The sequence below is a fragment of the Salidesulfovibrio onnuriiensis genome, assembly GCF_008001235.1.
Lineage (GTDB): Bacteria > Desulfobacterota > Desulfovibrionia > Desulfovibrionales > Desulfovibrionaceae > Pseudodesulfovibrio > Pseudodesulfovibrio onnuriiensis.
Genome location: NZ_CP040751.1, coordinates 1,932,289 through 1,945,689, shown reverse-complemented (window position 1 = coordinate 1,945,689; position 13,401 = coordinate 1,932,289). Strand labels below are relative to the sequence as shown.

The window sequence follows — 13,401 nt, the reverse complement described above, 5'->3', positions numbered from 1 at the left end:
TGGAATCGGCGTTCTAGTTCGGGTCCGTTTCACGCCGCAAACATGTGAAATAAATTTCACACCTTTTTGCTAGCCTTTTTCCCGATCCATGGCCTCGCTCTGCTCGCGGTACTTGGAGGGGCACTTGGTCACCAGGCTCTTGGCCACGAACACGTTGCGCGCGGGATCATAGCGTCCTTCCACGATAACCTCCACGTTCTCCTTGAAGGTGTCGGGCACGGCCCCCCTGTAGGAAACGCGGAGCACATTGACGCCGTCCACCTTGTCCACGAGGTCGAAGTCCGCGCCCAGGGAGCCCGGAGCGCGCTCCAGGTGCCGGGGCGAGACCTTGCCGAACAGGCGGGCCTTGTTGAACTGCCCTTCCTCAAGGGCCAGGGCCTCGGACACGTTCAGGAAATAGGTGCTGTCCTCGGACAGGCCGGAAACGATCAGGTAGCCCAGGCCGCCCAGAAAGAGCAGCATGGCAACGATATAAACGCCCTTGTTGGATTTCTTCGCCATTATTCTTCCTTGTCGGGATCCAGGGGAATCCCGGCCTTCAGTTTCCGTTCCCTGACCAGCTCGTCCCGCTGGGACCGGGCCAGCTCGCGCATGTCCACCACCTGGTCGGTCTCGTCCACAATTTCGCTGCCCAGGATCTCCTCCAGCACGTCCTCCAGGGTGACCACCCCGGCCACGCCGCCGTACTCGTCGAGCACCACGAACATGTGCGTGCGGCTGCCCAGGAACTTGACCAGCACCCTGTCCAGGGTCAGGCTTTCAAGCACGAAACGCACCGGCCGCATGAGATCGGAGAGCTTGAGGTCGTCCCGGTCGTCGGCAAGGGCCTCGAAGACCTGCCGCCGGTATGCGATACCCACGATATCCTCGGGATCGTCGCCATAGACCGGGATGCGGCTGTGCGGCCAGGTGGCGTGGCACTCGCGCGCCTCGGCCACGGTCATGTCCGCGGGCAGGGAAAAGACCACGGTTCTCGGGGTCATGATCTCGTCCACGGTCTTGTTGTCCAGGAGCAGGATGTTCTTGATGGACTGCTCCTCGTAGGGCTTGATGATCCCGGAACGCCGGGTCAGGCTGGCGATGGCCATAATGTCGGCCTCGCTGTGCTCGGGCCCGCTGCGTTTCCCGCGGATCAGCCTGCCCAGGAACCCGAGGGCCACCACCGCCGGCTTGAAGAGCCAGACCAGCCAGCGCAGCACCGGAGACAGGGGCGGAGCGATCTGCTCGTTGTAGACCACCCCCACGGTCTTGGGCAATATTTCAGAGATAATAAGTATGATTAAGGTAAAGACAACCGTGAACATCCACAGGGTGTTCTCGCCGTAGAGCTCGGCCCAGGCCCAGCCAGCCACGGCGGCCCCCGCGGTGTGGGCAACGGTGTTCAGTGTCAGGATCGCCGTAATGGGCTCTTCCACATTCCTGCGCAGCTTTTCCAGCGCCGCGCCGGCGCGTTTGCTGCGCTTCTTGATCCTTTCAATCTTGCTGGCGGGCAGGGAATACAGCGCCGCCTCGGCAAGGGAACAGAAAGTGGAGACAAGTACCGCCAAGCCGACGGCCAGTATAAGTTCTAACATGGATTGTGTTCGCTACCTCGCAACAACCGGAAGGAAGTCGTTCATATGTCCGGCCAACCTACCAGAAGCATACCCGCACCGCAACACGTAAGGGGCTTGACTTGCGGGAGGTTTCCGGCACACTTGGACAGCAATTTACAACACGGAACAGCGTGAACATGCCTGAACACAAAAAAACCAATCCTGCGGCGGTGTTCCGCCTCGGCCACCTGGGCGACGTGGTGCTGACCACCGGCGTCCTAGACCACTGGCGGCGCTCCCGGGACATGCGCTTCACCTTCATCACCCGCGAAGCCTCGGCCCCGGCCCTGGAAAACCATCCGGCCGTGGACGAGATCGTCACCGTGGACGAAGACGCCCTGAAATCCTTCGGGGCCTGGTTCCGGCATTGCGGCGAGCTGGCCGAACGCATCGGCTCCATGCCCCTTTTCGACCTGCACGGCACCCTGCGCTCGCGCATCCTTTCCCTGCGCTGGCGCGGCAAGGTCCGGCGCTACCCCAAGTTCGGGCTGGAACGCCGCATGTTCAGCCGCACCCGGGCCGAAAGATACCGCAAGCGCCTGGAGCGGACCAACGTGCCGCAGCGCTACGCCATGACCCTGGATACCCCGCCGCCCCCGGCGGACCGGCTGCTGCCCGTCATCGCAATGCGGGACGGGGAACTGGATGCGGCGCGCGCCCGGTTGGAGCCCCTGCGCCGCAACGGGGCCCTGGTGGCGCTGCACCCCTATGCCACGCACCCGTCCAAGCAATGGCCCGAAGACCACTGGCGCAGACTCATCGAGCTGCTGGACCGGGCAAATATCGACTGGTTCGTTGTGGGCCGGGCGCAGGCCCCGTTCATCGCCCGGCAGCAGGACCTCACCAACGAGACCTCCCTACGCGAGACATGCGCCCTGCTGGCCGAGGCCGACGTCATGGTCACCAACGACTCGGGCCCCATGCACCTGGCCTCGGGCGTGGGCACCCCGGTGGTGGGCCTGTTCGGCCCCACGGCGCGGGCCTGGGGTTTTTTCCCCGCGGGGGCCGAGGACATCGTGCTGGAACGCAAGATGGACTGCCGCCCCTGCTCCCTGCACGGCGGCGCGGGCTGCGCTTCCGGCCTGGAATGCCTGGCGTCCATCAGCCCGGAAGCGGCCATGGGGGCGATACGAACCATCCTCAAAGTATAATGTCCGCCCAGGCGACCCGAGCATAGAATTTGCAAAGCTGAAGCGTGTGCACCGCCAACTACGGAGCAAGCCGATGTCTGAACTTTACATTCCGGTTCCCACGCGGATCATCCTGCCGAACACCAAGGCCAACTTCGTGACCTACCTGAAGCAGGACGACACCTACGTGCTGTACTCGATCTCGGGAGAGCAGTTCTCGCCCGAGCACCAGCTCCGGCTGGAGCTGCAGGACATCACCACCCTGTACGTGAGCAGGGAGGAGGAGGAAGAGCTCAACGCCTACGTGGAGCGGCACATCGCCCGCGTGCTGGCGGACAGCTCCATTCCCATCCATGCCCGGGCCGAGGCCTGGACCCGGTCGGCCAGTTCCGTGGGCCGGGACCTGTTCGAGAAAAAACTGCCGCCCTCCATGCTCAAGAAGCATTACGACCGCTTCGAAAAATTCATCACCGAAAGCGCGTCCATCTTCAAAAGCCCCGAGGGACTGCGTGAGCTTTCCAAACTCATCGCCGACGGCTACGACATCTACCACCACGGCCTGGGCACCACGGTGCTCACGGCCAGCGTACTGCTCAGCTTCGAGGGCGGGGAGGACCTGCTGGCCGAATGCGGCGCGGGCGCCATGCTCCACGACTACGGCAAGCTCAAGCTCGATCCGGAGCTGCTCAAGATGGACCCGACCCTCATGAAGTACGGGGAAAAACAGAAGTGGGACACCCACCCGATCCTGGGGGTGCAGGCCTGCGCGGGCATCCCCCTGCCGCCGGAAGGCATCCACTGCGTGCTCTTTCATCACGAAAGGGAGGACGGCAAGGGCTTTCCCGGCAGACTCAAGGGCGAGGACATGCCCTTCTACGCCCGCATCGTCAGCCTGTGCGACCACTACGACCGCCTGACGCGCAAGCAGCACTACCGCTCGGCCTATACGCCGTTCGAGGCCCTCAAGGCCATTCGCGACGACAAGGGGCTCTACAACCGCGACGCGTTCATGCGCCTGGTCAACGTGCTCTCCGACGCCAATATCGCGGATTTATAGTCGAGACAGATCGAAAGGAACGTTTGCGTTGTTGCCGCGCGAAAGCCTGACCTTCTCGTGTTGCATGGCAGGCTTCGGCGCCGGCTGACTTCAGCGCTCGGCATCCAATCCTTACGGACCGACCTCAAAAACGCCAAGAAAGAGAATTAAATTCGCTCGCCCCAATATTGGACGATCTCGGTTTCCCTTTCATCCAGCACGGCGCGGACCGCATCCGGCACCAGCAGGGTCAGGTCGCGGCGCTCCTTCCAGCGGTAGCGGATCTCCCCTGCCTTGATGTCCAATCGGGGGATATCCAGCCGGTAGAGCATTCTGCCGGACGGGAACCGCCACTGGTCGCCGCCCAGTTCCTCGGCCTGTGGCCAATGGTCGCGGATGAAACCGGCCACGCGCTCCGCCGCGGTCCAGCGGGTGACCACGGCCAGGTTGGCCAGGTCCGGGATCTCCATGCCCCGCTGCCAGTTCTCCAGCTCCAGAAAGGTGCCCGCGCCCATGATGAAGAAGAGCTCCGCCTGCGGCTTTTCGGTTCGGTAGCAGGTCAGGGTGTCGCAGGTGAAGGAGGGACCGGGGCGCTCCCCTTCGATGGGATTGACCCCGAGCCCCGGGATGCCCGCAATGGCGACCTCGACCATGGACATGCGCAGGTCAAAGGGCAGTATGTCCTGCGCGGACTTGTGGGGCGGCTGTTTGGCCGGGATGAGCTCCACCCGGTCCAGCTCCAGCCGCTCGCGCACCTCGATGGCCATGCGCACATGGCCGGTATGGATGGGGTTGAAGCTGCCGCCCAACAGTCCGATCTTCATGCCGCCTCCCGGTTGCAGGATCTTTCGACCCTTGCAATATTATCCTTTTGCGGCATTGGCGCAAGCCTCGCTGAGCCGATCCTTGACGTAGGCCACCAGGGGAGCGTCGTTCTCCTCCAGGTCAAAACAGGCCGCGTCCTCGCCCAGCAGTCCTTCGGGAACGAAATCGCCCAGCTCATCGGGGTCGTTAATCAATTCCCCGTAAAAACAAACGGATAGCCAACGGTCGCTGGGATCGTCGTCAATGACGTCCACCATGGCGAACAGGGGGCGCTTTTCCTGGTTCTCGTGCCTGGCGCGCAGGGAATAGGTCACGCCCGGCCGGGCGTTGAACTCGAACCGGACGCCGTCCAGCCCTTCGAGATGGGCCTTGAGGGTGGTGAAGACTTCCTTGGCGCCGCTGCCGTTGTCGGCCCAGCCATCCATGAATTCCTTGAGAGCTTCCTGCATGAAATCACTCCAGATTCTGTTTTCCGATGCAACAGGATATTCGCCGGGATTCGTTGTACGCCAGAAGGAGGACAGAGGCAACCGGCGCACAAAAAAGGGCACCCCGTCGGGATGCCCTGATGCTCGAACTCATGCGGCTGGCTATTCCCGGATCTGCCAATCCCCCAGCAGCACGAACTTGGCCGAGGTCAGTTCCTTGATGCCCATGGGACCATAGGCATGCAGCTTGGAGGTGGAAATGCCTATCTCGGCCCCCAGGCCGAGCTGCGCGCCGTCGTTGAACCGCGTGGTGGCGTTGGCCACCACCAGGGAGGCATCCACCTCGCGGATGAAACGCATGGCCCGCTCGTGGCTTTCCGTGAGAATCGATTCGGTGTGGTTGGAGCCGTATCGGGCGATGAAGTCCATGGCCTCGTCCATGTCGGCCACCACGCGCACGGCCAGGATCAGGTCCAGGAATTCGAAGCCCCAGTCCTCGTCCGTGGCCGCCTGGGCGTATTCACCCAGCAGCGGCAGGGCCTCGGGGCAGGCCCGGAAGCCGACACCCTTGGGGCCGATGCGCTCGGCAACCCGGGGCAGCAGTTCGGGTGCAACGTCCCGGTGCACCAGCAGGCACTCCAGGGCGTTGCACCCGCTGGGATACTGCATCTTGGCGTTTTCAATGATGGGCAGGGCCCGTTCCACATCGCAGGAATCGTCCGCAAAGATGTGGCAGACGCCCTTGTAGTGCTTGAGCACGGGCATGGACGCCTGTTGGGTCACGGCGCGGATCAGCCCTTCCCCGCCCCGGGGAATGACCACGTCGATATATTCGTCCAGCTTGAGCATCTCGGCCACGGCCTCGCGGTCCGTGGTGGGCGGCACCTGCACGGCGTCGCGCGGCAGGCCGGCGGATTCCATGGCCTCGTGCATGAGCCCGGCCAGGGCCGCATTGGAATGGAAGGCCTCCTTGCCGCCGCGCAAAATGGTGGCGTTGCCCGCCTTGAGGCAGAGAATGCCCGCGTCGATGGTGGCGTTGGGCCGGGATTCGTAGATCATGGCCACCACGCCGAGCGGGACGCGCATGCGTCCCACCAGCATGCCGTTGGGCCGCTTGGCCATGGACTCGATCTCGCCGATGGGGTCGGACATGGCCGCCACGTCGCGGCAGCCCTGGACCATGGAGGCCAGCACCTTTTCGGTAATGGTCAGCCTCTGGGTCTTGGCCTTGTCCAGCCCGGCGGAATCCGCAGCCTCCAGGTCCCTGCGGTTGGCCTCGAAGATATCCCCGGACCGGCTTTCCAGCAGATCGGCCAGATTGAGCAGGGCCTGCTGCTTGGCCACGCCCGAGGCTGCGGAAAGCTTGCGGGCCGCTTCCTTGGCCCGCCTGCCCATGTCGATCATCTGCTCCCGAATGCCCATATACGACTCCTTGCGACTGGATATGTTTCAAATTGTAATAATGACGCGAACTTTCATGTATACTCGCCAGATCCTTTTCTGGTCAACAAAAACGATTCTTCGGTGCATTTCATTTTTATCAATCAATAATTCTCCCGATACCGCAGCAAAACGTCATTTATTCAAAACGTCTCCGATCTCGGCTTAACCTGACGTCAGACGCGGGCAGGGCATTCGGGCCGGACCCACAAAAAAGGAATTTGCCTTTTTTGTCATTCCACTGCTAAAAAGATCCGTCAACATCCCCGCTTTTCCCATGAAATCGTCATGAATCGGGATTTTGACTTTGACCTTTTTTACAATTTTGCTTATCAACCACGTTTGTCCCGCCGGAAGGCTGGCGGGCCTATATTTCAAAGGTAATTCATCAGAATACATCCACATGGAGGAAGCCCTTCAATGGTCCAGCAAAACCCCACCCAGTCCACCCCCAACGAACTCGAACAGCACATGCCTGAAGGGCTCAAGCCCGCATTCGAGACGACCCTCAAGTACAAGAACCAGATCATTCTCGCCATGGCGGCTGTTCTGGCCGTTGTCGCAATCTGGTCCGGTGTCCGCTGGTACAATGCCAACGCACAGACCCAGGCCCGGGCGGAGCTGAGCACCATCCTCCAGACGCTCACGGGAACCGAAAGGATCGCGAAGCTGGAAGAGCTGGCGAAATCCGCCCCCTCCTCCGTGGAAAAAGCCGTGCTCTTCGAACTGGCCGCCCTGTGCCTCGAGGAAAAGCAGTACGACAAGGCCGCCCAATACTACGAGCAGCTGAGCAATGACGTGGACGCGGAAAACCGCATGGTGGCCAAGCTGGGGCAGTCCAAGGCCCTGATGCTCGCAGGCAAGCCCGCCGACGCCGTCGTCATTCTCAAGGACATGTCCGCCGCCCTGGACAAGCAGTCCGAAGACGGCAAGGACATCGTTTCCATCATGATCCCGGTCAACCGCCAGCTGGCCGTTGCCGCCGAGCAGGCGGGCGACACCGCCACCGCCATCGCGACCCTGGAAAAGCTGCAGGAAACCGGCTCTTCCGACAAGCAGTTCGTCGATTTCAAACTGAACGAGTTGAAGAACAAATAACCCCTCAAGGGAGACAGCCATGGCCAATCCTCTTCTTTCCGCGGACGGCGGCGCCACGCACCTGCTGCTGGGCAATGAAGCCATTGTCCGAGGCGCGGTGGAGGCAGGCATCCAGGTGGTGACCTGCTATCCCGGCACGCCTTCGTCCGAGGTCCCCGACACGTTCTACCGTCTCTCCCCGGAAGGCGGGTACTTCTTCGAGTACACCGCCAACGAAAAGGTCGCCCTGGAAGTGGGCGGCGGCGCGACCCTGTCCGGCGCAATGACCCTGACGACCATGAAGCACGTGGGGGTCAACGTGGCCGCCGACCCGCTCATGACCCTGGCGTACACTGGCACCCCCGGCGGATTCATGCTGCTTTCCGCCGACGACCCGGGCTGCCACTCCAGCCAGAACGAGCAGGACAACCGCTACTACGCGCGCCTGGCCGGATACCCGGTGCTGGAGCCCTGCACGGCCCAGGAAGCCAAGGACATGACCCGCGACGGCCTGCGGCTCTCCAAGGAACTGGAACAGCCGTTCATGCTGCGCACCACCACCCGCGTGAACCACCTGCGCGGCCCGGTGGACTTCGGTCCAGCCCAGGCCCCGGCCAAGTCCCAGGGCTTCACCCGCAATCCTCCCCGCTTCGTGCCCATCCCGGCCTTTGCCCGCACCATGCACGAACGCCTTCTGGGCAAGCTGGAGGAGCTCAAGGAAGCCTCGGAAAAATCTCCCTACAACAAGGTCCACGGCGACGGCGAGATCGGCATTGCCGCCACCGGCATCAGCCGCGCCTACCTGGCCGACGCCCTCAGGGAATCCGGCCTGGAAAACACTTTCAGGATCATGGAGCTGGGCTTCACCCATCCCCTGCCCGAAACCATGGCCAGGAACTTCATGAAGGGCCTCAAGAAGGTCATCGTCATCGAAGAGCTGGAGCCGATCCTCGAAAACGACCTGCGTGTCCTGGCCCAGAAGGAAAAGATCGACATCGAGATCCTGGGCAAGGATCTGCTGCCCAAGAACGGCGAATTCTCCGTGACCATGGTGGCTGACGTCCTGCGCTCCCTGACGGGCCAGAATGCGCCCCAGTGCGATTCCTGCGCCCCCGCGGAACTGCCGCAGCGTCCGCCGAACCTCTGTGCGGGCTGCCCGCACCGGGCCACCTACTTCGCCGCCCGCAAGGTCTTCGGCGACGACGCCCTGTATTCCTCGGACATCGGCTGCTACACCCTCGGGCTGCTGCCGCCCCTGTCCATGGCCGACTTCATCCTGTGCATGGGGTCTTCCATCTCCGCCGGCTGCGGCGCTTCCGTGGCCCAGGACAAGCCCGTGGTGGCCTTTATCGGCGACTCCACGTTCTTCCATTCCGGACTCACCGGGCTGGCGAGCGCGGTGTTCAACAACCACGACATCCTACTGGTGATCCTGGACAACCACACCACGGCAATGACCGGCCACCAGCCGCACCCGGGCGTGGAAAAGACGGTGCTGGGAGACAACGAGCACCGTCTGGACATCGCCAAGGTCTGTGAGGGCCTGGGCGTTCCCGAGATCCGCCAGGTCAACCCGCTGAACCAGAAGAAGACCATGGCCGCCTTGGAGGAACTCAAGGAAATGAGCGGGGTCCGCGTGCTCATCGCCCGCGAACCGTGCCCGCTGCACGCCCGCCGCGTCTACAAGAAGGTCGCCCCCATGGTGGCCTATGTGGCGGATTCCTGCACCGGCCGCGCCGAATGTCTGGACAAGCTGGCCTGCCCGGCCTTCTACAAGGACGGCGACAAGGCCGCCATCAACCCGATCCTGTGTAACGGCTGCATGCTCTGCCTGCAGGTATGCGCACACATCAAGTCCAAGAAAAGGGGCAGCTAAATGAGCGACATCACCCCCATCCGCATAATCATGACCGGCGTCGGCGGCCAGGGCACCCTGACCGCCACCACCCTGCTGGCGAAATCCGTCCTGGCCGAGGGACTGCCCGTCACCTCCGGCGAAATCCACGGCATGGCCCAGCGCGGCGGCGTGGTCGAATCCACGGTGCTCATCGGCTGCCAGAGCCCCAAGATCGGGCATGGCGAAGCCGACATCCTCATGGGCTTCGAACCGCTGGAAACCATGCGCGCCCTGCCCTACCTGCGCAAGGGCGGGCTGGTGCTCTCCAGCACCGAATTCCTTCCGCCCCTGTCCGTTTCCATGGGCAAGCAGGAAAACGTGAAGCTCGAGGAAGTGCAGGCCCGGGTGGCCCAATGCACGGACAAGGCCCACTTCCTGCCCTGCCAGGAAATGGGGCTGGAAGCGGGAGCAATCCAGGCGGGCAACATCGCCCTCATCGGCGCGCTGGTGGCAACCGGCGCGGTCCCGGTGGGCAAGGATACCATCGCAGCGACCATCGAGGCCAACATGCCGGCCAAGATCGTCGCTGTTAACCTCAAGGCCCTGGACCTCGGCTTCGCGGCCATGGTCGGCGCCTAAACACAACGGAAGAGACATGGCGATACAGACGCAGGACGCACCGGATATCGCGTACCTGACGACGATCAAGCAGGTCCAGAAAGAGCTGGCGAGACAGGTTCCCCTGGAGGAGAGCCTGAACACCCTGCTCAAGATCCTGGCCGAGGACATGGGATACGTGCGCGCCTTCATGGTCATCATGGATCCCAAGACCGAAAACCTGAAGCTCTCCCTAACCTACAGTCCGGCCGCCGCCGACGAGGTGACCTATTCCCCGGGCCGCGGGGTCATCGGCCGCGTGTTCGAAAAGGGCGATCCCATCATTGTCCCGCGCATGTCGGACGACCCAGAGTTCCTGAACAAGGCCTTTGGCCGCTCCGAGGACGAGCTCAAGAAGCTCGGCTTCATATGCGTGCCCATCATCAGCCGGGCCAAGGGCGACTCCGACGTCATCGGCGCACTCAGCGTGGACGTGCCGCTCATCCCCATGGACGACATGCTCGGGCACCAGGGATTCCTGGAAGTGGTGGCCGGATTCATTGCCCACCAGGTGGCCCAGCTCCAGGAGGAGATGGCCATGCAGAACCATCTGCTGGCCCAGGGCGTCATCGCCCAGAGCGCCGACGCGCCGCCCCCCTCGGACTTCGTGGCCGCCTCCAAGGCCATGCGCATGGTCCTGCGCCAGGCCCGCCAGGTGGCTCCCAGCCGCGCCACCGTGCTGCTGCGCGGCGAGTCCGGCACCGGCAAGGAGCTGCTGGCCGAATACATCCATTCCACCAGCCCGCGCGCGGACAAGCCGCTCATCAAGCTCAACTGCGCGGCCCTGCCCTCGGAACTCATCGAGTCCGAACTGTTCGGGCACCAGAAAGGGGCCTTCACGGGCGCGTTCCAGACCAAACGCGGTCTGTTCGAGGTGGCCGACCAGGGCACCCTGTTCCTGGACGAGATCGGCGAACTTTCCCTGGACGCCCAGGCCAAGGTGCTGCGCGCCATCCAGGAAAAGGAAATCCAGCGCGTGGGGTCCGAACAGACCATCACCGTGGACGTGCGGCTCATCTGCGCCACGCACCAGCCCCTGGAAGAGCATCTGGAAAAGGGCCTGTTCCGCGAGGACCTCTACTACCGTATCAACGTGTTCCCGGTGTTCATCCCGCCGCTCAAGGAGCGCCGCGAGGACATCCTGCCCCTGTGCGAACATTTCCTGGATGAATTCACCCGCGAATACAGCAAGGAAGTCAAACGGATTTCCACCCCGGCCATCGAGCTGCTGACCATGTACCACTGGCCCGGCAACGTCCGCGAGCTGCGCAACTGCGTGGAACGCGCCGTGCTGGTCTGCGAAGAGGAAGTGGTCCGCACCTACCATCTGCCGCCCACGCTGCAGACCGCGGAAAGCTCGGCCACGGGCACCAACCTGAGCTTCGGCGAGGCCGTGGCCAAGTTCGAGCAGGAGCTGCTGGTGGACTCCCTGAAACAGACCGGCGGCAACATGCTCCAGTCCGCCCGCGACCTGCGCGTGTCCTATCGCATCGTCAACTACAAGGTGAAAAAGTACGGCATTGACGTGAAGCGCTTTTCGCAGCACAAGACGCGGCGAAAGAAAAAGCTCATGGAATAAAGCACCCCGGGAAAGGGATGCCGACGAAACAACAACGGCCTGCCGCCTCGGGACCAACCCCGGCGGCAGGCCGTTTCTCCCAAGGGGACTTGCCATATGCGGTCCGAACCACAGCCGAGAACAACTGAATGAACATAACCTTTGTCAATGCCATCCGCTTCTGGGGCGGCGTCATGACCTGGTGCGTGGACATGGCCGATTGCCTCCAAAAACAGGGGCACACCACCAGCCTGGTGGCGCGTCTGGCTCCTGCGGTGGAAAAGGCCCGTTCCCTGGGAATCCACGCCGAGGAGTATTCCTTCGGGTGCGACTTCAATCCGGCCGCCATCGCCTATTTCCTCAGATTCTTCCTGCGCCACAAGACCGACGTCATGGTGGGCAACATTTCCAAGGAGCTACGCACCGCCGGCGTTGCCGCCCGCATGCTGGGCATCCCCATCGTGCAGCACATAGGCGCGCCCAAGGACGTGGACGACCGCCGCAAGACCAGACTGACCCAACACCTGCTCAAGCCGCATATCGTTACTTGCAGCGACTTCGTACGCAACAGGCTGCTGGAGCGGGTTCCGGTTTACAGGCAATACGACGTGCGGGCCATCTTTCCGGGAACGCAACCGGCTTCAGTCCCTCCCCGGAGTGTGGGCTCTCCCCGCACCATCATCGCCACCAGCCGCCTTGACGTGGAAAAAGGCTATCCGGACCTGCTCCAGGCCGTAGCGAAGCTGAAAAAACGCGGGTTCGATTTCAGGTGCGTCATCGTGGGCACCGGCCGCAGCGCCGAGGACCTCAGGAGGCAGAGCGCAGAACTCGGGCTGGATGACGTGGTGGAATTCACGGGATTCGTGACCAACGTGCAGGAGCAGCTGGACCGGGCCGACATTTTCGTACTGCCCACCTATTGCGAGGCGTTGGGCATCGCTTTGCAGGAAGCCATGGCCAACGGTCTGGTTCCCGTGGCGCGCAACGCGGGCGGGCCCAGGGAAATCTGGCCCCCGGACATGCAAAGACAACTCGTTTCCACCGAAACACCCATTGAAGGCTTTGAAAACGCACTGGCGGACCTGCTGCAGAAACCGGACGAAGAACTTCTGGCCATGAAACAGGCCGCCTACGGGCATGCGGTCAGAACGTTCTCCCTGGACAAGCAGGCGCGGGAATTCGCGGACTGGATGCAGGGATTCAAATAGAAGACGCAAAAAAAGGCTGCCTCCCGGCAGCCTTTTTCGATTCTAACGTTCGCCCCACTTCTCCTTGTAGACCATGGAGTCGAAATCCTTTCGGGGCCTGGGCTTGGGAGACTGATCCGGCACGCCCACGGGAATGACGGCCACCACGTACTGGTTGTCCGGAATGCCCAGCACCGGACGGATATCCGCGTTCTTGAACCAGGCCACCCAACAGGTACCCAGCCCCATGTGCGCGGCCTGAAGCACCAGATGGTCCACGCCGATGGTGGCGTCGCGCAGGATGAGCTTCAACTCGGGCAGCGGGCTCTCCTCGTCAATTGCGGGCAGTTCGCCCTCCTTGATGCGCACGCCCAGGTCGGCAACGCAGACGATAAACACCGGGGCCTGCATCATCCATTTCTGCTCGTGCGACACTTCCATGACCTTGCGGCGCACTTCCTCGGAACGCACCACAATATAGTTCGAAGGCTGGGTGTTGCTCCCGGACGGAGCAAGATGCGCGGCCCGAAGCAGCAACTCCACCTGCTCGTCCGTGACGGGTTCGTCCTTGAACTTGCGGATGCTGCGGCGGGAAACAATGGGTTCGAGCAATTTCACGGTTCACCTCTCT

13 protein-coding genes are annotated in these 13,401 nt (G+C 62.7%); 7 read left to right on the top strand and 6 right to left on the bottom strand.

Features of this window, described 5'->3' with window-relative positions; genetic code table 11:
- Window positions 1-69: 69 nt before the first annotated feature.
- Together FGL65_RS08775 and FGL65_RS08770 are read right to left on the bottom strand one after the other, a co-directional pair.
- The gene (locus FGL65_RS08775; protein ID WP_147820842.1) at window positions 70-501 is read right to left on the bottom strand and encodes a cytochrome c maturation protein CcmE; all 432 of its coding nucleotides are present in this window, start codon (window positions 499-501) and stop codon (window positions 70-72) included.
- Entirely contained in the window at window positions 501-1,574 is a 1,074-nt protein-coding gene (locus FGL65_RS08770; protein ID WP_147820841.1) for a hemolysin family protein, read from the bottom strand. Before FGL65_RS08770 ends, FGL65_RS08775 begins: the two co-directional genes overlap by 1 nt.
- 158 nt (window positions 1,575-1,732) lie before the next feature.
- On the opposite strand from FGL65_RS08770, the gene FGL65_RS08765 reads away from it, so the two are divergent.
- Window positions 1,733-2,746: a glycosyltransferase family 9 protein gene (locus FGL65_RS08765; protein WP_147820840.1), complete on the top strand. Its 1,014-nt coding sequence runs from the start codon at window positions 1,733-1,735 to the stop codon at window positions 2,744-2,746.
- Window positions 2,747-2,819: 73 nt separating this feature from the next.
- On the top strand, window positions 2,820-3,782 hold the full coding sequence (locus FGL65_RS08760; protein ID WP_147820839.1) for an HD-GYP domain-containing protein: 963 nt from the start codon (window positions 2,820-2,822) through the stop codon (window positions 3,780-3,782).
- 146 nt (window positions 3,783-3,928) lie between these two features.
- On the opposite strand, the gene nadD is transcribed toward FGL65_RS08760, so the two are convergent.
- The 3 genes from nadD to FGL65_RS08745 form a co-directional block, all read right to left on the bottom strand.
- Window positions 3,929-4,585 (bottom strand): nicotinate (nicotinamide) nucleotide adenylyltransferase, encoded by a 657-nt coding sequence (gene nadD / locus FGL65_RS08755; protein ID WP_147820838.1) that lies wholly within the window; start codon window positions 4,583-4,585, stop codon window positions 3,929-3,931.
- A gap of 39 nt (window positions 4,586-4,624) precedes the next feature.
- Window positions 4,625-5,035: a hypothetical protein gene (locus FGL65_RS08750; RefSeq protein WP_147820837.1), complete on the bottom strand. Its 411-nt coding sequence runs from the start codon at window positions 5,033-5,035 to the stop codon at window positions 4,625-4,627.
- A 141-nt stretch (window positions 5,036-5,176) separates the two neighbouring features.
- A complete protein-coding gene (locus tag FGL65_RS08745; protein WP_147820836.1) occupies window positions 5,177-6,436 on the bottom strand; it encodes a glutamate-5-semialdehyde dehydrogenase in 1,260 nt (419 codons plus the stop codon).
- Window positions 6,437-6,874: 438 nt separating this feature from the next.
- Between FGL65_RS08745 and FGL65_RS08740 the strand changes: the two genes are divergently transcribed.
- The 5 genes from FGL65_RS08740 to FGL65_RS08720 all read left to right on the top strand — a co-directional run bounded on the left by FGL65_RS08740 (window position 6,875) and on the right by FGL65_RS08720 (window position 12,791).
- Window positions 6,875-7,552 (top strand): hypothetical protein, encoded by a 678-nt coding sequence (locus tag FGL65_RS08740; protein WP_147820835.1) that lies wholly within the window; start codon window positions 6,875-6,877, stop codon window positions 7,550-7,552.
- Between the two features lie 19 nt (window positions 7,553-7,571).
- Window positions 7,572-9,407 (top strand): indolepyruvate ferredoxin oxidoreductase subunit alpha, encoded by a 1,836-nt coding sequence (iorA, locus tag FGL65_RS08735; RefSeq protein WP_147820834.1) that lies wholly within the window; start codon window positions 7,572-7,574, stop codon window positions 9,405-9,407.
- Window positions 9,408-10,007 carry an indolepyruvate oxidoreductase subunit beta gene (locus FGL65_RS08730; RefSeq protein WP_147820833.1) on the top strand — a complete coding sequence of 200 codons (600 nt, stop codon included), beginning with the start codon at window positions 9,408-9,410 and terminating at the stop codon, window positions 10,005-10,007.
- 16 nt (window positions 10,008-10,023) lie between these two features.
- Window positions 10,024-11,604, top strand: a complete 1,581-nt coding sequence (locus tag FGL65_RS08725; RefSeq protein ID WP_147820832.1) for a sigma-54-dependent Fis family transcriptional regulator — start codon at window positions 10,024-10,026, stop codon at window positions 11,602-11,604.
- 128 nt (window positions 11,605-11,732) lie between these two features.
- Window positions 11,733-12,791 (top strand): glycosyltransferase, encoded by a 1,059-nt coding sequence (locus tag FGL65_RS08720; RefSeq protein WP_147820831.1) that lies wholly within the window; start codon window positions 11,733-11,735, stop codon window positions 12,789-12,791.
- 42 nt (window positions 12,792-12,833) lie between these two features.
- Here FGL65_RS08720 and FGL65_RS08715 read toward each other — a convergent pair whose 3' ends face one another.
- Window positions 12,834-13,388: a nitroreductase family protein gene (locus FGL65_RS08715; RefSeq protein ID WP_222705810.1), complete on the bottom strand. Its 555-nt coding sequence runs from the start codon at window positions 13,386-13,388 to the stop codon at window positions 12,834-12,836.
- Between the last annotated feature and the right edge of the window lie 13 nt (window positions 13,389-13,401).